The organism is Arthrobacter cheniae (genome assembly GCF_003602275.1).
In the GTDB taxonomy this organism is placed as follows: Bacteria; Actinomycetota; Actinomycetes; order Actinomycetales; family Micrococcaceae; genus Arthrobacter_D; species Arthrobacter_D cheniae.
In genome coordinates this window covers 92,021-112,228 of the sequence record NZ_QZVT01000004.1, presented here as the reverse complement: position 1 = coordinate 112,228, position 20,208 = coordinate 92,021, and the positions used below count along the sequence as shown (strand labels likewise).

Genomic DNA, 20,208 nt, shown 5'->3' with positions numbered 1-20,208 from the left:
GATTACCTAGGCTGTACCAGTGATCTTCAAAGCAGTGAGTGACGGCCGACCGTACCCCGACCACGGACACGTGACCCCCAAGGACTGGGCAGAGGTGGCGCCGCGGCAAGTGCGGCTCGACGAACTCGTGACCACCAAGACGACGCTCGACCTCGAGGCCCTGCTCGCCGAGGACTCGACATTCTTCGGCGACCTGTTCCCGCATGTGGTGCAGTGGAACGAGACGATGTACCTCGAGGACGGACTGCACAGGGCCGTCCGGACCGCGCTGCACCAGCGAACCATCCTGCATGCGAGAGTCCTCGTGCTCAATGACTGAGCAGGACTCGCCGCGCCGGCAACGGGCGCAGGCGAAGCGCGATCCGACCGAGTGGCACGGACATCGGATCGTCACCGAGACGGACCTCGGCGCCGTCTTCGAGGAGGACGACGCCGCGCGCCGCCGTCGCTCATCCATGCGGAGGATCCGCCACGGAGTGGTGCTCGTCCTGCTGATCGGCCTCGTGGCGGCGGCCGTGTACGTTGCGCTCGGCATCGCCCGCGGGGACATCAGCATCGGTGCGTCCGAGCCCTCGCCGGAGCCCACCTCGACCTGCCCGGCCGGGCCCTTCGACTACCAGGACCCGAGTGCCATCACGGTCAACGTCTTCAACAGCACCACCATCGACGGGCTCGCCACGACGGCGGCGGACCAGCTCCGCGGACGGGCCTTCGCCGTCCGGGATATCGGCAACAAGCAGGTGGGCCCGACGGGCATGACCGCCATCATCATCTCCGGCGAGGGCGGGCGCGCCAACGCCTTCACGCTGCAGCGGACCATCCCCGATTCCCTCTATGTGGCCGACGAGCGCGAGGACCGGACGGTGGACGTCGTCGTCGGGACGTCCTACGCAGGAATCATCCCGCCCGAGGGGATCGACATCACTCCGGCGGCGCTGCGGTGCGCGGGTGAGGGCCAGCCGACACCGACTCCTGCGCCGACCGCCCCGTAGGGGGCGCCCGACGCACGCGGCGTCTCAGGCAGCGGCCAGGGTCCTGCCGTCCCGCAGGTACTTCAGGTAGGCGGTGACCGTCAGGAAGGCCGGGAACCTCTCGCCGAGTGCCACCTCCTCGAAGACCTCACGGGCTTCGTCGAAGCGGTCGCCGTCGAAACGGGGGAGCGCATCGAACTCCTCGTCGAGCAGGCAGGTGACCCATTCCCGGGTGATGATGTCGCCGTCGTCCGTGATGGCGGTCGAATAGATCCACTGCCAGATCTGCGATCGCGAGATCTCCGCCGTGGCGGCGTCCTCCATCAGGTTGTTGATCGCTGCGGCACCGTGGCCGCGCAGCCAGGACTCAATGTAACGGACCCCGATCTCGAGGTTGTCCCGCACGCCGCGCTCGGTGATGGTGCCCGGGGTCGAGGCGATGTCGAGCAGGGCCCGGTCATCGGGTACGACGTCGTCGCGCAGGCGATCGATCTGGTTCGGCCGGTCGCCGAGCTTCGCGTCGAAGACCTCCATCGCCACCGGTACGAGGTCGGGATGCGCGACCCACGAGCCGTCGAAGCCGTCGTCGGCCTCGCGGGACTTGTCCGCGCGCACCCTGTCCAGGGCGAGGGCATTGGCTTCGCCGTCCCGCCGGTTGGGGATGAAGGCCGCCATGCCACCGATAGCGTGTGCACCGCGCCGGTGGCACGCACGGACGAGTTGCTCGGTGTAGGCCCGCATGAAGGGAGCTGTCATGGTCACCGCGTTGCGGTCCGGCAGCACGAAGCGCGGCCCTCGTGTGCGGAAGTTCTTGATCACCGAGAAGATGTAATCCCATCGGCCCGCATTCAGCCCCGATGAGTGGTCCCGTAGCTCGTACAGGATCTCCTCCATCTCGAAGGCGGCCGTGATGGTTTCGATCAGCACCGTGGCGCGGATGGTGCCCTGTGGCATCCCGAGGAGTTGCTGGGCCTGGATGAAGATGTCGTTCCACAGCCGCGCCTCCAGGTGGTTCTCTATCTTAGGCAGGTAGAAGTAGGGGCCACGGCCCTGCTGGACGAGCGTGCGCGCATTGTGGAAGAAGTAGAGGGCGAAATCGAGGAGCCCGCCGGCGACGGCGACGTCCTGGATGAGGACGTGCTTCTCCGGCAGGTGCCAGCCCCGGGGCCGGACGACGATCGTCGGCAGTCCGTCGGGGGCGCCCTGCACGCGGTAGTCCTTGCCCTCCGGGGACGTGAAGTCGATGCGCCCGGCGAGTGCATCCTTGAGGTTCAGCTGCCCGCCGATCACGTTGGACCACGACGGCGTCGAGGAGTCCTCCATGTCGGCGAGCCACACCTTCGCCCCGGAGTTCAGGGCGTTGATCGTCATCTTGCGGTCCACGGGGCCGGTGATCTCGACGCGGCGGTCCTCGAGACCGGGCGCAGGAGATGCCACCTGCCAGGATGCGTCCTCCCGGATGTGCCGGGTCCCGGGAAGGAATCGGGGATCGACGCCGGCGGCGACAGCCTGTCGCTGACGGCAGCGGTGGTCGAGGAGCTCCTCGCGTCGCTTGTGCGTGGCCAGGTGCAGCGCCTTGACGAAGTCGAGGGCATCACGCGTGAGGATCTCGCCCTGGCGCTGCACGGGTGGAGCGGTGAGGGTGATGCCGTTCAGGGTGTAATGGTGATTCATGGCGTGCTCCTGGAGGTTTGGCAGTTCTAGTGGAATTGCTGGGTCTCGGTGGATCCGGCGAGTGCGAGGGTGCTGCCCGTGGGATTCAGGGCGGTGGCGATCTGGTCGAAGTACCCGGTGCCCACCTCGCGCTGGTGCTTTGTGGCGGTGTAGCCGCGGGACTCGGCGGCGAACTCGCGCTCCTGGAGCTCGACGTAGGCGCTCATCCCGTCCTGGGCGTAACCGTTCGCGAGTTCGAACATGGAGTAGTTCAGCGCATGGAAGCCGGCGAGGGTGATGAACTGGAAGGTGAAGCCCATGGCGCCGAGTTCGCGCTGGAAGGTCGCGATCGTCGCGTCGTCGAGGTGCTTGCGCCAGTTGAACGACGGCGAGCAGTTGTAGGCGAGCATCTGGTCGGGGAACTCGGACTTGATGCCCTCGGCGAAGCGGCGAGCCAGGTCGAGGTCCGGTGTGCCGGTCTCCATCCAGAGCAGGTCCGCGTAGGGGGCGTACGCCCGGCCGCGGGCAATGCACGCTTCGAGGCCGTTGCGCACCTGGTAGAAACCTTCCGGGGTCCGCTCGCCGGTGACGAAGGGCTGGTCCCGTTCGTCGACGTCGGACGTGATGAGCGTCGCGGCCTCGGCATCGGTGCGGGCGACGATGACGGACGGCGCCCCCGCGACGTCGGCAGCGAGACGAGCCGCGTTCAGGGTCCGCACGTGCTGTTGGGTGGGGATCAGGACCTTGCCACCGAGGTGCCCGCACTTCTTCTCGGACGCGAGCTGGTCCTCCCAGTGGATCCCGGCCGCACCCGCCTGGATCATCGATTTCATGAGTTCGTACGCGTTCAACGGCCCGCCGAAGCCGGCTTCGGCGTCTGCGACGATCGGCACGAGCCAGTCCTCGACCGTCGACGTACCCTCGGCCCACTCGATCTGGTCGGCTCGGAGCAGCGCGTTGTTGATACGCCGGACCACGGTGGGTACCGAGTTCGCCGGGTACAGGGACTGGTCGGGGTAGGTGTGGCCCGAGGTGTTGGCATCGGCGGCCACCTGCCAACCCGAGAGGTAGATGGCACGAAGCCCGGCCTTGACCTGCTGTACGGCCTGGTTTCCCGTGAGCGCGCCGAGGGCATTCGTATAACCGCCGGAGCCGGCCTCGGTGGTCAGCTGGTGCCACAGCTTCTCGGCGCCGCGACGGGCCAGGGTGTGCTCCTCCTGGACGCTACCGCGGAGCCGGACGACGTCGGCGGCCGAGTAGTCGCGCCGGACACCGTTCCAGCGCGGGTCGGCCGACCACTCGAGGGCGAGTGCCTCGGCGGCAGCTGCCGCCCCCTGCGGTCCGTCGGTGGGACTCGAGCTGCCTGAGTGCTGTGTCATTGCTGTCTCCTTGGTCCATCGCCGGATTGCCCCAGCGGGTGTAGAAACAACAATTCGTGAGTTCTACCGGACTTCCTAGAGCAGAACACTGGGAAGAAACGCACTTCTTCGCGTACCGTCAAGAAATGACGACTCCCGCGTGGGCCCGCCCCCTACCCGCAGCCCCGCCACGAGGGCAGGGCGCCTTACTGGACCTGATCAGCCTGGGACGGCGTGTGCGACATCTGAGGAAGGCGAAGGGCATGACGCTCGACGATCTCGGGATCGCCGTGGGGACGGTCGCCTCGCAGCTGTCACTGGTCGAGAACGGCAAGCGTGAACCGAAGCTGAGCATGCTGCAGCGTCTCGCAGTGGCCCTCGACGTGACGATCGACGACCTGCTGGGTTCGGAGCCGCCGTCGCGCCGTGCCGCACTCGAGATCGAGCTGGAGCGTGCCCAGCGTGGTCCCCTCTACGAAGCCCTGGGCCTGCCGAAGGTCCGCATCTCCTCCCGACTGCCGATGGAGGTGCTGGAATCCCTCGTGGGCCTGCAGGGTGAGCTGGAGCGGCGGCTCGACGAGCAGGTCGCGACGCCCGAGGAGGCGCGCCGGGCCAACGTCGAGCTGCGTGCCGTCATGCGCGAGCGCAACAACTATTTCCCGGAGATCGAGGCGCAGGCGCAGACCGTGCTCGACGCCGTCGGGTACACCACAGGTCCCGTGTCCCAGCACCTCATCGCCGACATCGCCGCGCACCTGGGCTTCTCGCTGCACCACGTCAATGACCTGCCCCATTCCACGAGGTCCGTCACGGACCTGAAGAACCGCCGGATCTACCTGACGCAGTCCCAGCGCACCGACCACGACCCGCGGTCGGTGCTGCTCCAGGCACTCGGCCACTACGTGCTGGAGCACCGGACACCGGAGAACTACGGGGAGTTCCTGCGGCAGCGGGTGGCGACGAACTACTTCGCCGCGGCGCTCCTGCTGCCGGAGCGGCCCACGGTGGAGTACCTCGAACGGGCCAAGGCGGCGAAGGAAATCGCGGTCGAGGACATCCGGGATACCTTCGCCGTGTCCTACGAGACCGCCGCGCACCGCTTCACCAACCTGGCGACCGAACACCTCGGCATCCGCACGCACTTCCAGAAGACCCACAAGAGCGGCATCATCTACAAGGCCTACGAGAACGACGGCGTGACCTTCCCGCAGGACCACACCGGCGCGATCGAGGGCCAGCCGTCATGCCGGCGGTGGACCTCCCGGGTGGTGTTCGACGTGCAGGACAAGTTCCGGGCCTACAACCAGTACACCGACACCCCGAGCGGCACCTTCTGGTGCACGGCGCGGACCGAGCGTGCGGCGAGCGGCGAGTTCTCGCTCAGCATCGGTGTGCCCTATGCGCAGGTGAAGTGGTTCCGGGGACGGGACACGGACATCCGCGAGAAGTCCTTCTGCCCCGACGAGTCATGCTGCCGGCAGCCGCCGCCGGACCTGGCGCGGGAGTGGGCGGGACACGCGTGGCCGAGTGCCCGGGCGCACTCGCACCTGCTCGCGGCCATGCCGCCGGGAGCATTCCCCGGCGTCGACGAGACCGAGGTGTACTCGTTCCTGGCAGCGCACTCAGGGTGACGTGATGCGTTCCGTCGTCAGGTCCGCTGTCGTCAGCTGCGCTGCCGGAGTGCCCGACGGCGGACGGCCAGCGGGTAGGCGACCCAGAGGAGAAGCACCAGGACCAGGACGGATCCCGCGACCGTGAGCCCTGCGGCCCGGTTCAGCACGAGGTCGAAAATGAGCCAGGCCGTGCCCGCGAGGACCAGTCCCACGAGGGCGATCGTCGTACGGATCATCGCCCCTGTATGCCGGACGAGTGTGGCCTTCACCCGCAGCCCGAACAGGACACGGTGCAGGTTGACCGAGGTCAGGACCAGGGCCGTGATCAGGGCCGACAGGCACACCAGGCAGAGATAGACGGCCACCTGGACGTCGTCGAGTTCGGTGAAGCGGCTCTGGAACGGCAGCGTCAGCAGGAAGCCCGTCAGGATCTGGATGCCCGTCTGCATGACGCGCAGCTCCTGCAGCATCTCCTGCCAGTTCCGGTCGAGGCGTTGGTTGATGCTCTCGCCACGTCCGTCGTCGTCCGCCGGACTGCTTACTCCGGGTCTGTCATGGCCCCGCCGACGGCTTGCCACTATGCGTGCGCGCCGCCTTGCCAGACGGCGTCGAACGGGGCATTGGACGCGACCCGGTCGCGGATCCCCTCGGTGACGAAGGTTTTGGCGGTGCGGGCGGCGTCGAGCGGTGCCGCACCCTTTGCGAGTTCTGCGGCGATGGCCGCGGCGAGCGTGCAGCCGGCGCCACTGACGGCGACGTCGCCGACCTTGGGGGCGGACAGGACCTCGAGGGTCTCGCCATCGAAATAGACGTCGACGGCGTCGGGGCCCTCGATGCGCACGCCGCCCTTGGCGAGCACGACGGCGCCGCTCTCGCGGTGGATGATGCGGGCGGCTTCCTTCAGGTCCTCGATGTTCTCGATGGTGATGCCGGAGAGCGACTCGGCCTCGAAGTGGTTGGGGGTGACGAAGGTGGCCAGCGGCAGGATGTTCGCCTTGAGTGCCTGGTCGGTGTCGAGCGCGGCGCCGGGCTCCTGGCCCTTGCAGATGAGCACCGGATCAAGGACCACGTTGTCCCACTCCTGGCTTTTCAGGGCGGCCGCCACCGTGTCGATCGTCGCAGGCGTACCCAGCATCCCGAGCTTGACCGTGCGGAGCGGGTAGCAGGACTGGATGGCCTCGAGCTGATCGGCGATGACCTGCTGCTCGACCGGTACGAAGCGGTGCTGCCACTCGTTCTCCGGGTCGAACGAGACGATGCATGTCAGCGCCACGATGCCGTAGACGCCGAGTTCCTGGAACGTCCTGAGGTCGGCCTGCGCGCCGGCGCCGCCCGTCGCCTCGGAGCCGGCAATGGTCAGGGTGATGGCGGGGGGCGAGGACGTCTGGGTAGGGGACATTTCCCTAGTGTGCCCGAGCGGCGCGGGAGCTTCCACTCCCTCCGGCGCGGGGATCCGATGGAGCATCGCGCTCGGTGTGAGGTAGTCGACGGCGGAGCGAACAGCCCGAGGGTCGGCGAGCTCGCGCAGAACGGGATGGCTGCGCTGCAGCGGTCGTCCTCGTGCCTGAGCGAGTCGGCACTTCTCGCTGGATCAGAGGTCGCTGAGTTCCTGCCAGACTTCCATCACTACTGCCCGCGCGTACTGCTCCGCCAGGTTCTCATCCCGGCTCATGATGGCGCGGGCCACTCCTTCATGGTTGTCGAACGCGACCGCGACCGGGTGTGCAGGTGAGAGGCCCAGATCGGTGCGGCTTGCCAGCACCTCCGTCACGATTCCGTGGAGGGAGGCGATCATGTCATTGCCGCTTGCGGCGAGAAGTAGTGCGTGAAAGGCGATGTCGGTCTCGAGGTAGGGCTGCTCGTGGCCTCGGCCGGCCTCGCCGAGGATGCGCAGGCGACTCGCAAGGTCCAGCAACTCAATTCCTACTTCAGCCGTCGCCCGGCGCGCGGCGAGGCGGGCGGCAGTCGGCTCGAGGGCGAGCCGCATCTCGGTCAGCCGGTGCAGTTGAGCCAGCCGTTCCGCTCCGGTCAGCCGCCAGCGAATCAACTGGGGGTCCAGGACGCTCCACGACGTGGCGGGGAGTACGGTCACACCGACTCGCCGCCGGGATTCGACCATGCCCATCGATTCGAGAATCCGTACGACTTCGCGGATCACCGTTCGGGAGACCCCGGCCTCGTCCTCCAGCTGGGCGAGCGTGATCACGCTGCCCGCCGGCCGGACGCCCTGGACGATCTCCGTGCCGAGTCGTTCGAGGATGGAATTGTGCAGCACCGGAGCGGGTGACAGGTTTGGCATGCTGCGACTCAAAGGTGTGATCTTTCTTGCTATAAATGTGATCTTTGTGACACACTATCGCTTCAAATGCGAAATTGCCCCTATGGGCCTGAACATCGATGGAGAGTTCTGTGGAAACCTGGACCCAAACATTAGGCGCGGGGCCCCTGCTGGGTATCGCGGCCGGCGCTATCGCCCTGATCCTCATCCTGGTCATTCGATTCAAGGTGCACGCGTTCCTCACCCTCGTCCTCGTGTCACTCGTGACCGCGTTCGCAACCGGGATCCCGACGGGCGAGATTGTCACCACCTTGGTGACCAGCTTCGGCACGACCCTCGGTTCGGTGGCCCTGCTGATCGGGCTCGGAGCGATGCTGGGCAAGATGATCGAGCACAGCGGTGGTGCCCGGGTCCTCGCGGACAAGCTGGTCGACGTCTTCGGCGAACGGCGTGCACCGTTCGCCCTCGGACTCGCCTCATTGCTCATGGGCTTCCCGATCTTCTTCGACGCGGGCCTGATCGTGATGCTGCCCATCATCTTCGCCGTCGCCCGCCGCATGGGTGGCACGAACGTGCTGCTGTACGGCATTCCCGCCGCAACCGCCTTCTCGGTGATGCACGTCTTCGTGCCGCCACATCCCGGCCCGGTCGCAGCAACCGAGCTCTATGGCGCCAACCTCGGGCTCGTGCTCCTCATCGGCCTGCTGATCGCCTTCCCGGTCTGGTACGTCACGGGCTACATGTGGGGCAAGTTCGTCGCCACCAAATACATCCTCCCGGTCCCAGCACTGTTCGGCACGCTCGATGACGACCAGCCGACCAACCCGCCCAAGTTCTCCACCGTAATCGCCATGCTGTTGCTGCCGCTGGTCCTCATCTTCATGAACACAGGCCTCGACTTCCTCAACGCCGCAGGCGTCGTCAACGCCGAGGAGCAGACCTGGGTGCAGGTCCTGACTGCCATCGGTTCGTCCCCGGTCGCGTTGCTGATCTCCGTTCTCGTCGCGACCGCGGTTCTGGGTCACCGGCGGGGCGAGAACGGCACGGCCCTGGAAAAGGTGCTCGACTCCGCTCTGGGCCCGGTCTGCTCCGTCATCCTCATCACCGGCGCAGGCGGGATGTTCGGTGGGGTGCTTCGTGCCTCCGGTATCGGCGACGCCCTCTCGGACTCCCTGGCCTCCATCGGCCTGCCGATCATCCTCGCGGCATACGTCATCGCCGTCATCCTCCGCGTCGCGCAGGGCTCGGCAACGGTGGCACTGGTCACCACGGCCGGACTCATGGCTCCCGCCGTGCTGGCCGGCGGATTCAGTCCCCTCGAAATCGTCGCCATCACGCTCGCCAGCGCAGCCGGATCCGTGTTCGCCAGCCACGTCAATGACTCCGGCTTCTGGCTTGTCGGCCGGCTCATGGGGATGGACGTGAAGACCACGCTCAAGACCTGGACCGTTCAGCAGTCGCTCGAATCCGTGGGCGGATTCGCACTGACCCTCGTCGTCTTCTGGCTCGGCTGATGACACCGGCCCTCTTCGATCTCACAGATCGGCTTGCACTGGTCACCGGTTCTTCCCGGGGACTGGGTCACGCTCTCGCGACCGGTCTGGCGAACGCTGGAGCCCGCGTGGTGGTGCACGGACGTGACGTAGCGGCTGTGGCGCGTGCCGCAGACAGCATCGGCGATGCGACGGGTCGGATGCCGGCGACGTCGACCTTCGACGTCACGGACGCGGGCGCGGCGGCGCGGGGTATCGCCGCGCTCGTCGCGGAGCATGGCGTGCCGGACATCCTCGTCAATAACGCAGGCATCCAGCGGCGGGCACCGTTCAACGACTTCAACGTGGCCGACTGGGACGACATCGTCACGACGAACATGTCGAGCGTCTTCTACGTCTCCCAGCCGGTCACGCGGGCGATGGCAGAGCGCGGCTCGGGCAAGGTCATCAACATCGGCTCGGTCCAGTCGATGCTCGCCCGGCAGACCATCGCGCCGTACTCGGCGACCAAGGGTGCCGTGGCCATGCTCACCAAGGGCATGGCCGCCGATCTTGCCCGCTTCAACATCCAGGTCAACACGATCTCTCCTGGCTACTTCGCGACCGAGATGAACCGCGCGCTGGTCGAGGACGAAGCATTCAACGCATGGGTCATCAATCGCACCCCTGCTCAAAGGTGGGGGAAGTTCGAGGAGCTCCTCGGGACCCTCATCTACCTGGCCTCCGACGCGTCGTCCTTCGTGTCCGGCCAGAACATCTTCGTCGATGGCGGCATGACGTCCGTCGTCTGATGAAACCGACGGCGGCTGCGATCGCCCGAGTGAAAGTGAAAGGTTGGTCGACATGAGAGCACTCGTCATCAATGGGAGGCTCGATCTCGTTGAGACCGAATTGCCCACACCCGAGCCCGGTCCGGGGCAGGTCCGACTCCGGATGGCCTATGGGGGCATCTGCGGGTCCGACCTCCACTACTACAACGAGGGCGCCAACGGAGAGTACGTTGTGCGTGAACCACTCGTGCCGGGCCACGAGGTGTCGGGCTCCGTGGATGTGGATCCGTCCGGAGACCTTGCCCCCGGTACTCCGGTGACTGTGCACCCTGCGACCTTCGGGAAGCCTGAGCCGGGCATCGAAGACCGCCGCCACCTGTGGCCCGGGGGCGCCTACCTCGGTAGCGCGTCGACCCAGCCACACACCCAGGGGGGGATGAGCGAGTTCCTCATCGTCGACAAGGACATGGTTCGCACTCTTCCCGCCGGGCTGTCGCTGCGACGAGCAGCCCTCGCCGAGCCGTTGGGCGTGGGACTGCACGGGATCACGGTGGCTGGTGGAGTTCAGGGCAAGCGGGTCCTCGTGTCCGGATCAGGACCTATCGGCCTCCTCACCGCAGCCGCCTGCCTGGCTGAGGGGGCAGCTGAGGTGACCTCCACGGATGTGCTCGCCGGACCGCTGGAGCGCGCTCGGCGGCTCGGCGTGCACGGCACTGTCCAGGTCGGGGCCGAAGAAATCCCCGCAGCGGCATTCGATGTCGTGTTGGAGTGTTCCGGCGTCCATGCCGCCGTCAATGCAGCTCTGCTGGCCGCTCGTCGGGCGGGCATCGTCGTGCAGGTAGGGATGGTTCCGAACGAGCCCCGCGGGATCAACCTCGCTCCGCTGATCTCGAAGGAACTCCAGCTTCGGGGGGCCTTCCGATTCAACGACGAGATCGACCGCGCGATCGAGCTGCTCGATGAGAATCCGGCAATCGAGGACGTGATCACCCACGAGCTGCCAGCCGACCGGGCGGTCGAGGCATTCGCGGTCGCAAAGGATTCCGCGACCTCCGGCAAGGTCGTCATCTCCCTCTGGCACGGTGAATCGTGAGCACGCCTCCAGCCGCCGCGAGCGAAGCTCAGCCGGAGTCAGCTTCGACGGAGCTGGTCGTGATCGGCGTCGACCTGGGCACGACCAACACCAAGGCTGTTGCCTTCCGGACCGATGGCACGCTGGAGGCGTCGCATTCGGCGGGCTACCCGTTGGACGAGCCTCATCCTGGGCACGCAGTCCAGGACCCGCAGCTCATCCTGGCCGCAGTGCTCGAGTCTGTGCGCGAGGTCGTGTCCCAGGTGGGGGCGCATCGAGTTGCCGGCATCTCCTTCAGCTCGGCCATGCACAGTCTCATCGGTCTTTCCCCGGCCGGTACCCCGCTCACCGAGGTCATCACGTGGGCCGACACGCGGGCCCGCGTGCAAGCCGAGCGCCTGCGTGCTTCGGTCGGCGGGCTGGCCCTGCACCGGCGCACGGGCACGCCCATGCATCCGATGTCCCCGCTTCCCAAGCTCGTCTGGTTCCGCGAGCAGGAGCCGAAGCTGTGTGAAAAGATCGGATTCTGGGTCGGCATCAAGGAATTCGTGCTCCTGCAACTCTGCGGCGCGCTGGTGGTAGATCATTCCATCGCCTCGGCGACCGGCCTGATGAATATGAACACGCTGGCATGGGATGAGGAAGCACTTAGGATCGCAGGTGTCCAGCCTGAGCAATTACCGGAGATCGTGCCGACCACAACCGTGTTGCCCGCGCTCACCGACGACGCCGCTGCCGCAATGGGCCTTCCCCGCGCGACGCCGGTGGTCGTCGGTGCCGCAGATGGGCCACTGGCGAATCTAGGGGTGGGTGCGGTGCGCCCCGGCGTGGCTGCCTGCTCGATCGGGACCAGCGGGGCCCTACGCGTAGCAGTCGACCGGCCTGCGGTTGATCCGCTCGGCGGCGTGTTCTGCTACGCACTCACGTCCACCCGGTGGGTGGTCGGTGGTGCCATCAACAACGGTGGGGTGGTGCTCGGGTGGGCGGGGGACGCAATCGCCCCGGACCTGGCCGAACCGGCGGAGGAAGAGCTACTGGCCCTGGCAGCAAGGGTCGCACCCGGTTCCGGAGGGCTGCTGATGCTGCCCTACCTGCTGAGCGAGCGGGCTCCGCACTGGAGCTCACTTCCACGTGGCGCCTATGTGGGTCTTACCCGAGCACATCGTCGCGAGCACCTGGTCCGGGCCGCGCTCGAAGGAGTCTGTCTCCAGCTGGCGCTGGTGTTGCATTCCATGCGTGCCGCTGGACTCGAGGTCCATAGCATCAGGGCCACAGGGGGCGTCATGCGCAGCCCGCTGTGGCGACAGCTTCTCGCTGACACGTTCGGCATGCCGATCGAATTCGCGCACGGGCAGGAGGGCTCCGGCTTCGGTGCGGCGCTGCTCGGCATGGAGGCCCTGGGCCTCATCGACTCGATCGACGTCGTCGTCGACATGGTGAAGATCGAGCAGACGGTGCGACCGCAGCCGGCAGCCGCCGCGGTGTACGCCTCCCTGCTGCCGGTGTTTGCCGAGCTGTACAACGCCCTCGTGCCCACGTTCACGTCCCTGCGACGGCTCGCACCGTCACTCCCTATCGACCTTGACCTGGGCGAAGGAAGAACCACGGCCGATCCTTCAGCAGAAGGCAACACCGCTCGATAAGACCTCTCCGAGGCTGCCTATCGCTCTCCTCGCCTCGCCCTGAAAGTCGGAGAACACCCTGGCGAATCGCAGGGACTGCCGCCCTTGGGGAGGGAGGCGGCTGCGTTTCGTCGGCGACGTTTTGATACCGCTGGCAATCGTGGTGTCACCTTGGCGATGTCTCCTGTCTGATGGAGACGCCTGCCAGCGGAAGCGCGGATCAATCCACCACGACACCCCTCGAGCCTTCGCTCGAAGGCCGCGGTGACTCCGGCGGTCGGCGGGGATCTGAGGAGATGCTCATTGCACGCGGACCAGTTTCCAGACACTGGCCCGGGCGAGGGCGCCCACGCCTCCGATGATGAGGGCGGTGGGGAGGCTGTCCGCGAGTGCGATGGATGGAGAGAGCAGTGCTGCGATGGTGAAGGCCGCTGCGGCGAACACCGCGAAGAAGATCCCGATGTGGATCCACTGGTTGCGGACAGGCCGCAGCAGGAGTCCTATGACGACGCCGAGTGGCAGCCCCGTGACCAGTCCGATGCCGAGGCCGTACCAGAGAGCCACGACGAAGACCCCGAAAGCGCCCGAGCCCCAAGGGAGCGCGAAGATCAGGGCGAGGGTGACGACACCCACCAGGAAGGCGACCACCACGGCGCCGACTCCGAAGGTCACGTGGTGGCGCGGTGGCGGCGGTTCGACGTCGTCCGGAGTCATGCGGTCAGCGCTCACTGCCGTGTCCTCCGGATGGGCCGGAGGTAGTCAGGCCGATTTTCTCACGACGGGCCGGCGGGACAGGACTCCGAGCCTCTGGATCAGTGGCGCGGTAGGGACCAGCAGCTCGGGGGGTAGCGTCCCTCTTGGCTGTCGGCGCGGGCATGGTTCTCCTTCGAACACGTACCAGGGAGTGTAGTCCGGCAGCCGGAGGCGCGAGGTGGTTCGCGCTCAGGCGTAGTAGCGCCCCAGTACCTCGGCCTTCAGATCGTAGAAGGTGCCATCGTCGATGGCGGCCCGGGCGTCGTCGACCATGCGCACCACGAAGCGCTCATTGTGGATGGAGATGAGCGTCGCGGACACCATCTCCTTGGCTTTGAACAGGTGGTGGATGTAGGCCCGGGTGTAGTGCGTGCAGGTGTAGCAGTCGCAGCCCTCGACGAGCGGCGTGAAGTCCCGTTTGAAGCGCGCATTCGAGAGGTTCCACCGACCGTCCGGCGTGTAGAAGGCCGAGTTCCGGGCCACGCGTGTGGGGGAGACGCAGTCGAAGGTGTCGGCCCCGTTCTCGATGCCCGTGAAGAGGTCATCCGGTTCCGAGATTCCGAGCAGGTGCCGGGGCTTGTTCTCCGGCAGCTCGTCGCTGCACCAGCCGAGAATCGTCCCCAGGTTCTCCTTCTCGAGCGCTCCGCCGATGCCGAAGCCGTCGAAGTCCATCGCGCCGAGATCGGCCGATGCCTTCCGCCTGAGGTCCTCGTACTGTGCGCCCTGGATGACGCCGAACAGGGCCTGATAGGGACGGTGGCTGCGCTCGTCGGTCAGGCGCTCATGCTCGGCGATGCACCGCAGGGCCCATAGCCGCGTCCGCTCCAGGGACTCCTCCTGGTAGCCGCGGGAGTTCATCAGGGTGGTGAGCTCGTCGAAGGCGAACATGATGTCCGCACCGAGCTGGTGCTGTACCTGCATCGAGATTTCGGGCGTGAAGCGGTGGCGGTCGCCGTTGAGGTGGGATTTGAACCAGACGCCGTCGTCGTCGATGTGGGCGAGGCGCTCCTTGCCGACGGCCACGCGGTCGTCGGCGCCCTCCTTGTCGGCGTCGACGGGCACGTTCATGGTGATGACCTTCTTGAAGCCGGAGCCGAGGCTCATCACCTGGAAGCCGCCGGAGTCCGTGAAGGTGGGGCCGGGCCAGTTCATGAAGGCACCGAGTCCGCCGGCCTCGTCGAGGACATCGGCGCCGGGCTGCAGGTAGAGGTGGTAGGCGTTGGCGAGGAGCGCCTGGGCACCGAGCTCAGCCATCGCACCGGGCAGGACGGCCTTCACCGAAGCCTTGGTGCCGACCGGGATGAAGGCGGGGGTGCGGATCTCGCCGTGCGGGGTGGTTATCGTGCCGGTACGTCCATGCCGTGGCCCCGGGCCCCCGGCTCCCGGCGTCGTGTCCTCCAGGCGGCTATGGACGGCGAAGGAGAACGAGGACTGCTGGGACTGTGGATGCACCACCCTATTTTGCCAGCCCGCGGCAGGGCGTCAGGACGGCGGGCGCTTCGCGAGCTGGGCGTCGAGCGCTCCGACGGCGGCCAGCTCCGCCGCGATCCGGCGCTCGAGAACGTCTCGGCTCAGGGTTTTCGAGCCGCCATGGGCACGAAGGTAGAGCAGCACGCCGATACGCAGGACGCGCCAGTCCCGTTCGACGTCGGTCTTGCCGGCCGTGGAGGCGCGCAGGATCTCCGGGTCGTACACGTTGGGCTCGTTGAGCTGGCGCTGTCGGTACATAGCCGCAGTCTTGGCACGCAGGGGATCCGTCTCGGCGTCCTCGGCAGCGCGAATGGCGGCCGAGTAGCGGGCCGACCGCGCGTCGTCATGCCGCGTCAGGTAGGCGGCGATCGCGAGCCCTCCCTCGATCCACTTCCACCTGCCGAAATTCCCGTCGAAGGGCAGTTGCGCCAGAAGGTCGGCGACAGACAATGCAGAGGCGGTGTCGCCCTCGTCGATGAGGAGGGTGAGGGCGAACTGGTGCAGGTCCTGGAGGTTGCTTCCGGCCTTGAGGTTGATGCCGCGGGCGAGGCGGGCGGCGACGCCCTGGATTGCCTGGCTCTCGGGGTGCGCCTGGGCGATCTGCGCTATCAGCTCTTCCGGAGATCCGTGGTCGGCCGCGACGGCGGAGAGCCCGAGTTCGGCGTCGGCCGGTTCGAGGTAGGCCATGGAGCCGGTCGCCAACCTGATGCGTCGTTCGCCCGCAATTGTCGCGACGACGAGTGCAGGCACTCCGAAGTCGTCGTTCTCGACCACGACGGCCGACACCTCCGCCGGCTCCCCGCCGTCGGGCAGCGCCAGCATGTCACCCACCGCAAGCACCTCTGCCGGAACTGCACGCAGCCCGGTCCTGTCCATCCTGTTCACCATCATGTACGTCGTGCCAACCTCTGCCAGTAGCCCCTGGATGATCACCTGCGCCCCAACGCCCGTATCACGATACGGTAACGCGGGCCCGCCGGGTGCCCTGTCGACGCTAGCGGCCCCAGCCTGCATGGGCGAGGGCCTGACGCAGCAGGTCGGCTCGGCCACCGGAGAATTCAGCCTGGATCGACGGGCTGAGCGTCTCGGCGGGCGTCAGCCACGATAACTCGAGTGCGTCCTGGCGCGGACTGCACTCACCCGTCACCGGGATGAGGTACGCGAGGGCGACGGCGTGCTGGCGGTCATCCGTCAGTCCGGTCTCGGAAGGGGACGGGAAGTACTCGGCAATAGTGAAGGGCAGGGGCGACGGCGCCAGTTGCGGCAGCGCGAGCGGTCCCAGGTCCTTCTCGAGGTGACGCAGGAGCGCGGCCCGGATCGTCTCCCGGTACATCACGCGGCCGGACACGAAGGTGCGCACCATCTCGCCCTGTTCATTCGCCTGCAGGAGGAGTCCCACCTCGTTGACGTAGCCCAGGGCGTCGCACCGCACGGGAATCGCCTCCACGTAGACCATGGGCAGGCGGCGGCGGGCCTCGTACAGGTCATCTTCGGAGAGCCAGCCCGGATTGGGGTCAGGGGTGCGTACGTTCATAACCCAGTTCTATAGCAGACCCAAGCCCGGGCACGGGCGGCGCGCGGTTCTTCGGCCCGTGGCTGAATCCGGGGCGAAGTATGGCGCAACAGTGTTGTCAGCGCACGGCAGGACCGTGGACGTCCTGCCGCCACTCGTCGACCCGCACGTCTGCGCCCCACGGAGCGCCGACGCGGAGCGACAGCCCGCAGTTCCTATCGACCACCACGGGCTCGAACCCGCCGGCCGTGAGCGCGGGCACCAGGTCCCGAACATCACCGTCGTACTCGAAGGCAAGTTCTGTCGCGACGACCTCCCCCACATGGGTAGCGACCACTCCGCCGTTCTTCGCCTTGAAGTGATGCGAGGTACCGGCATCGGAGCTGATCCGAGGCTTCGCGCCCATGTCCTTCAGCACACCCGCGGCAGCTTCGACGTCGGGCGTGTACCAGAGGGCCAGCACGGCCAGCGCCGACGGCGGCGCCCCCGTCTCGCGTGGACCTGCGCCTGCGAGGAGGGACATGCCGTCCGGTGAGGTCACCCGGGCTGCCGGCCCGTGGTCCTCTTCGGACAGCTCGACGGCGGTTCCGGCCTCGGTGGTCCGACGGGCGAACCCGCGCACGTCCGCGACGTCGAAGGCGAGCGCCGTCCTACCCTCCTCCACGCTGCCCGGCGCACAGGAGCGCAGGGCAACCCTGCCACTTCCGGCGTCGAAGACGGCGGAGGATGCGCCCGGCGCCGGATCCTTCGCTGGGTGTAGTCCGAGTGCCTGCAGGAAGCGGGCCGAGCCGTAGATGTCGGACGTGTGGATGAGGGGTCGGACGCGGAGCACCGATTCTCCTTGAGGTAGCGCGTAATTCCTGCTCGCCGAACGCGCACAGGCTGAGGCTCTGGTCGTCTGGTCGACCCGACCTCAATCATGAGGGCCATAGCCGGCACCTCGGTTCACGCGCGGACACGCGCGGTCTAGGGTAGGCGCATGAAGGCCGAACTTCCAGAGCTCCTGCTGCCCGATGCCACTACCTGGCGCCACTGGCTGGAGGAGAACCACGCATCCTCACCGGGCGTCTGGCTGATCGAGCACAAGAAGGGAGGGGCGACGACGCTGCTCACCTACGCGCAGGCGCTCGACGAGGCCCTGTGTTTCGGCTGGATCGACGGCCAGGCGAAGTCCCGCGACGAGGGCAGCTACTTCCAGCGCTTCACGCCGCGCGGCCCCCGGAGCATCTGGTCCGTCCGGAACCAGACCTACGTGGACCGGCTGCGCACCGAGGGTCGCATGCGCGAGGCGGGGGAGCGGGCGGTCGCCGCCGCGCAGGCCGACGGCAGGTGGGAGCGGGCCTACGCCGGACCGGCCACCGCGGAGGTCCCGGCGGACCTGATGGCAGCCATCGGCTCTGACGACGCCGCATCCGCCATGTTCGATACCCTCACCTCCCAGAACCGCTACGCGCTGATCTTCCGGTTGGGACAGCTGAAGACGCAGGTGGCCAGGGAGCGGAACATCGCCAAATTCGTTGACATGCTCGCGCGCGGCGAGACGTTCTACCCGCAGGGTGCAAGAAAGCAGGAATCCGGGAAGTGAACCCGCAGGACCGGGACCTACATCTCTTCGAGCCCCTTCGACGGGTGGTCGACGCCTGGACGCGCTACCCCTACTCAGTCCTCCCCGCGCCCTTCCGGCGTCCGCGACACCCGCTGGGCTTCCAAAACCATCCAGGCCTGAAGCTGGGAGGACAGGCTGACGGGTGTGCGTTCCTGTCGCGGTGGGAAGAGGAATTCCCTGCCCTGCACCTGCAGGCGGCCCGACCAGAGGTGGTTGGCCGTGGCGTCCAGCAGGGAGCGGGCCAGCTGCGAGGCTACCGGTCCGACGCCCGCCAGGGACACCTGTGCGAGATAGCGTGCGAGGATCCCCGTGAAGAGCCCTGCATCACCGCCTGCGCCGAGTGGCAGCACGCCGCCGTCGCCGGCAACTTCGCGGGCTACGGCCTCCACGAGATCGGCTGCGTGCTGGAGGTTCTCCCTGCTCCCGACGGCGACCAGCGCGCCCAGCACCGTGCCCTGGTTGTAGGTGTGGAGCGACCGCTCCACCCGGCCGTCGGCTTTCACGCCGTCGAGATAGAGGCCGCTGTCCTGGTCGTACAGGCGAGCCCGGAGCCAGTCGAGAAGCTCCTGTGCCCGGGCGGTGTCGCCCGCCCGGGCGAAGAACAGCGCGGCGGGAGCCGTGCTCGGCGTGTTCTTGTAATCCCGCGTGGTGTTCCAGAAGACGCCACCGCCCAGATCCTGCGTGTGTGCCGAGCGGAGGGCGCCGGCGAGATTCCGGACGCCACGGCGCGGTCGTCGTCGTCCGTCGACCGTGTCGAGTCGCTGCAGGGCCAGGGCCAGCCACGCCATGTCGTCGTAGTAGGCGTTGCGCCACCGGCCGCCGTTGCGCAGCCAGATGCCGCGGACCAGCTTCCGGGCTTCGGTCAATGCGTCTCCGCCGGGATCGCGGAGGTGCTCGTCGAGGAGGCAGTCGAGGAAGTGCGCCTGCCACCAGTAGTGCCAGTGGCTCCGGGGACTGGTCGGCGGCGGGAAGGCGATAGCTCCGAGGCGTGTCCCGGGGACGCGCAGGCTGCGGCGGGCGAAGAGCTGCCGCACGCTGGCTGCCGCAACGGGAGCGGCCTCGTCGGGGATGGGCATGTGACCACCCTAGCCACGCCGGTCTCTCGTGGGACTGCGCAGGATGCTCAGTACATCACTCGCCGGGTGCGCAGTGGGCCACGTCACAGTACGCTGGGCGCGGTACGGGACCAACAGCGGTTCCTGTCGAACCGGAGGAATCAGGGATGGACATCAGGGGAGCGGTAGCCCTCGTCACCGGTGGCGCCTCGGGCCTCGGGCTGGCCACGGCCCGCCGGCTGTACGACGACGGCGCGTCCGTGGTGCTCGTCGACCTCCCGCAGTCCGCCGGCCTGGACGCCGCAACCGGGCTCGACCCGTCGGGCGGGCGCGTGCGGTTCGTCGCCGCCGACGTCGCCGACCCCGCGCAGGTGCGCGCCGCCGTCGACGCGGCATCGGAGCTCGGTCCGCTGAGGATCGTCGTCAACTGTGCCGGTATCGCGACGCCGGGCAAAGTGCTGGGCCGCGACGGGGTCCTGCCGCTCGAGCAGTTCACCCGTGTCATCACCGTCAACCTCGTGGGTACCTTCAATGTCATCAGGCTCGCCGCCGAGGCGATGGCCCTCACTCCCACGGTCTCCGGGCTCGGCGGCTCCGACGAGCGCGGCGTCATCATCAACACGGCATCCGTGGCGGCGTTCGACGGGCAGGTCGGGCAACCCGCCTATGCAGCCTCCAAGGGTGGAGTCGCAGCAATGACCCTCCCTATCGCCCGTGAACTCGCCCGGTCACTCATCCGCGTGGTCACGATCGCGCCCGGCATCTTCGAGACACCGATGATGGCCGGTCTGCCACAGGACGCCCAGGACTCCCTCGGCGCGCAGGTCCCCCACCCCTCGCGCCTCGGCAAGCCGGTCGAGTACGCCGCGCTCGCCGCGCACATCGTGGAGAACCAGATGCTCAACGGCGAAACCATCCGCCTCGACGGAGCCATCCGCATGGCGCCGAAGTAGAGCGCATCCGAACAACGCCCGGTCTCAA

General features: G+C 67.5%; 20 protein-coding genes. 9 read left to right on the top strand and 11 right to left on the bottom strand.

The features are described from left to right. Nucleotides 1–19 precede the first annotated feature (19 nt). Together D6T63_RS08360 and D6T63_RS08355 are read left to right on the top strand one after the other, a co-directional pair. A complete protein-coding gene (locus tag D6T63_RS08360; RefSeq protein WP_120148564.1) occupies nt 20–319 on the top strand; it encodes a type II toxin-antitoxin system VapB family antitoxin in 300 nt (99 codons plus the stop codon). Beyond that, entirely contained in the window at nt 312–992 is a 681-nt protein-coding gene (locus D6T63_RS08355) for a LytR C-terminal domain-containing protein (RefSeq protein ID WP_182976933.1), read from the top strand. Before D6T63_RS08360 ends, D6T63_RS08355 begins: the two co-directional genes overlap by 8 nt. 24 nt (nt 993–1,016) lie before the next feature. On the opposite strand, the gene aceB is transcribed toward D6T63_RS08355, so the two are convergent. Continuing rightward, nucleotides 1,017–2,645 carry a malate synthase A gene (gene aceB / locus D6T63_RS08350; RefSeq protein ID WP_120148562.1) on the bottom strand — a complete coding sequence of 543 codons (1,629 nt, stop codon included), beginning with the start codon at nt 2,643–2,645 and terminating at the stop codon, nt 1,017–1,019. Between the two features lie 26 nt (nt 2,646–2,671). Continuing rightward, on the bottom strand, nt 2,672–4,003 hold the full coding sequence (gene aceA / locus D6T63_RS08345; RefSeq protein ID WP_120148561.1) for an isocitrate lyase: 1,332 nt from the start codon (nt 4,001–4,003) through the stop codon (nt 2,672–2,674). 125 nt (nt 4,004–4,128) lie between these two features. Here aceA and D6T63_RS08340 point away from each other — a divergent pair, with 125 nt between their 5' ends. Then, nucleotides 4,129–5,613 carry a helix-turn-helix domain-containing protein gene (locus D6T63_RS08340; protein ID WP_120148560.1) on the top strand — a complete coding sequence of 495 codons (1,485 nt, stop codon included), beginning with the start codon at nt 4,129–4,131 and terminating at the stop codon, nt 5,611–5,613. Nucleotides 5,614–5,645: 32 nt separating this feature from the next. Here the strand turns inward: D6T63_RS08340 and D6T63_RS08335 are convergent, their stop codons facing one another. The 3 genes from D6T63_RS08335 to D6T63_RS08325 all read right to left on the bottom strand — a co-directional run bounded on the left by D6T63_RS08335 (nt 5,646) and on the right by D6T63_RS08325 (nt 7,894). Continuing rightward, nucleotides 5,646–6,173, bottom strand: coding sequence for a DUF6328 family protein (locus D6T63_RS08335; protein WP_120148559.1), 528 nt, complete (start codon nt 6,171–6,173; stop codon nt 5,646–5,648). After that, on the bottom strand, nt 6,173–6,994 hold the full coding sequence (gene thiD, locus D6T63_RS08330; RefSeq protein WP_120148558.1) for a bifunctional hydroxymethylpyrimidine kinase/phosphomethylpyrimidine kinase: 822 nt from the start codon (nt 6,992–6,994) through the stop codon (nt 6,173–6,175). Before thiD ends, D6T63_RS08335 begins: the two co-directional genes overlap by 1 nt. A gap of 192 nt (nt 6,995–7,186) precedes the next feature. Then, entirely contained in the window at nt 7,187–7,894 is a 708-nt protein-coding gene (locus tag D6T63_RS08325; protein WP_120148557.1) for a FadR/GntR family transcriptional regulator, read from the bottom strand. Between the two features lie 110 nt (nt 7,895–8,004). Between D6T63_RS08325 and D6T63_RS08320 the strand changes: the two genes are divergently transcribed. From D6T63_RS08320 to D6T63_RS08305, 4 genes are read left to right on the top strand one after another with little or no spacing between them, the layout of a single operon-like run. Further along, entirely contained in the window at nt 8,005–9,387 is a 1,383-nt protein-coding gene (locus D6T63_RS08320) for a GntP family permease (RefSeq protein ID WP_120148556.1), read from the top strand. Then, a complete protein-coding gene (locus D6T63_RS08315; RefSeq protein WP_120148555.1) occupies nt 9,387–10,157 on the top strand; it encodes an SDR family oxidoreductase in 771 nt (256 codons plus the stop codon). The genes D6T63_RS08320 and D6T63_RS08315 overlap by 1 nt, the downstream gene beginning before the upstream one ends. A gap of 52 nt (nt 10,158–10,209) precedes the next feature. Further along, nucleotides 10,210–11,229 (top strand): zinc-binding dehydrogenase, encoded by a 1,020-nt coding sequence (locus D6T63_RS08310; RefSeq protein ID WP_120148554.1) that lies wholly within the window; start codon nt 10,210–10,212, stop codon nt 11,227–11,229. Next, nucleotides 11,226–12,851 (top strand): gluconokinase, encoded by a 1,626-nt coding sequence (locus D6T63_RS08305; protein ID WP_220725908.1) that lies wholly within the window; start codon nt 11,226–11,228, stop codon nt 12,849–12,851. Before D6T63_RS08310 ends, D6T63_RS08305 begins: the two co-directional genes overlap by 4 nt. A gap of 279 nt (nt 12,852–13,130) precedes the next feature. On the opposite strand, the gene D6T63_RS08300 is transcribed toward D6T63_RS08305, so the two are convergent. The 5 genes from D6T63_RS08300 to D6T63_RS08280 form a co-directional block, all read right to left on the bottom strand. Further along, complete coding sequence (locus D6T63_RS08300) at nt 13,131–13,559, bottom strand: hypothetical protein (protein ID WP_120148553.1); 429 nt, start codon at nt 13,557–13,559, stop codon at nt 13,131–13,133. Nucleotides 13,560–13,772: 213 nt separating this feature from the next. Further along, the gene (gene tgt / locus D6T63_RS08295; protein WP_120148919.1) at nt 13,773–15,035 is read right to left on the bottom strand and encodes a tRNA guanosine(34) transglycosylase Tgt; all 1,263 of its coding nucleotides are present in this window, start codon (nt 15,033–15,035) and stop codon (nt 13,773–13,775) included. A 30-nt stretch (nt 15,036–15,065) separates the two neighbouring features. Continuing rightward, entirely contained in the window at nt 15,066–15,929 is an 864-nt protein-coding gene (locus D6T63_RS08290) for a DUF6707 family protein (RefSeq protein ID WP_120148552.1), read from the bottom strand. A 118-nt stretch (nt 15,930–16,047) separates the two neighbouring features. Further along, nucleotides 16,048–16,587, bottom strand: a complete 540-nt coding sequence (locus D6T63_RS08285; protein WP_120148551.1) for an NUDIX hydrolase family protein — start codon at nt 16,585–16,587, stop codon at nt 16,048–16,050. Nucleotides 16,588–16,684: 97 nt separating this feature from the next. Then, nucleotides 16,685–17,398, bottom strand: a complete 714-nt coding sequence (locus D6T63_RS08280; RefSeq protein ID WP_120148550.1) for a VOC family protein — start codon at nt 17,396–17,398, stop codon at nt 16,685–16,687. A gap of 147 nt (nt 17,399–17,545) precedes the next feature. Between D6T63_RS08280 and D6T63_RS08275 the strand changes: the two genes are divergently transcribed. After that, nucleotides 17,546–18,151 (top strand): YdeI/OmpD-associated family protein, encoded by a 606-nt coding sequence (locus tag D6T63_RS08275; RefSeq protein WP_120148549.1) that lies wholly within the window; start codon nt 17,546–17,548, stop codon nt 18,149–18,151. A gap of 74 nt (nt 18,152–18,225) precedes the next feature. Here the strand turns inward: D6T63_RS08275 and D6T63_RS08270 are convergent, their stop codons facing one another. Beyond that, entirely contained in the window at nt 18,226–19,248 is a 1,023-nt protein-coding gene (locus D6T63_RS08270) for a glycoside hydrolase family 76 protein (RefSeq protein ID WP_120148548.1), read from the bottom strand. A 146-nt stretch (nt 19,249–19,394) separates the two neighbouring features. Here D6T63_RS08270 and D6T63_RS08265 point away from each other — a divergent pair, with 146 nt between their 5' ends. After that, entirely contained in the window at nt 19,395–20,180 is a 786-nt protein-coding gene (locus D6T63_RS08265; protein ID WP_120148547.1) for a 3-hydroxyacyl-CoA dehydrogenase, read from the top strand. Nucleotides 20,181–20,208: the final 28 nt, after the last annotated feature.

Coding starts and splice junctions, on each gene's coding strand:
- aceA (WP_120148561.1), bottom strand. CDS start 4,003: ATGACACAGCACTCAGGCAGCTCGAGTCCCACCGACGGACCGCAGGGG.
- D6T63_RS08355 (WP_182976933.1), top strand. CDS start 312: ATGACTGAGCAGGACTCGCCGCGCCGGCAACGGGCGCAGGCGAAGCGC.
- D6T63_RS08310 (WP_120148554.1), top strand. CDS start 10,210: ATGAGAGCACTCGTCATCAATGGGAGGCTCGATCTCGTTGAGACCGAA.
- D6T63_RS08285 (WP_120148551.1), bottom strand. CDS start 16,587: ATGAACGTACGCACCCCTGACCCCAATCCGGGCTGGCTCTCCGAAGAT.
- D6T63_RS08275 (WP_120148549.1), top strand. CDS start 17,546: ATGAAGGCCGAACTTCCAGAGCTCCTGCTGCCCGATGCCACTACCTGG.
- D6T63_RS08325 (WP_120148557.1), bottom strand. CDS start 7,894: ATGCCAAACCTGTCACCCGCTCCGGTGCTGCACAATTCCATCCTCGAA.
- D6T63_RS08265 (WP_120148547.1), top strand. CDS start 19,395: ATGGACATCAGGGGAGCGGTAGCCCTCGTCACCGGTGGCGCCTCGGGC.
- D6T63_RS08340 (WP_120148560.1), top strand. CDS start 4,129: ATGACGACTCCCGCGTGGGCCCGCCCCCTACCCGCAGCCCCGCCACGA.
- D6T63_RS08315 (WP_120148555.1), top strand. CDS start 9,387: ATGACACCGGCCCTCTTCGATCTCACAGATCGGCTTGCACTGGTCACC.
- aceB (WP_120148562.1), bottom strand. CDS start 2,645: ATGAATCACCATTACACCCTGAACGGCATCACCCTCACCGCTCCACCC.
- D6T63_RS08290 (WP_120148552.1), bottom strand. CDS start 15,929: ATGGACAGGACCGGGCTGCGTGCAGTTCCGGCAGAGGTGCTTGCGGTG.
- thiD (WP_120148558.1), bottom strand. CDS start 6,994: ATGTCCCCTACCCAGACGTCCTCGCCCCCCGCCATCACCCTGACCATT.
- D6T63_RS08270 (WP_120148548.1), bottom strand. CDS start 19,248: ATGCCCATCCCCGACGAGGCCGCTCCCGTTGCGGCAGCCAGCGTGCGG.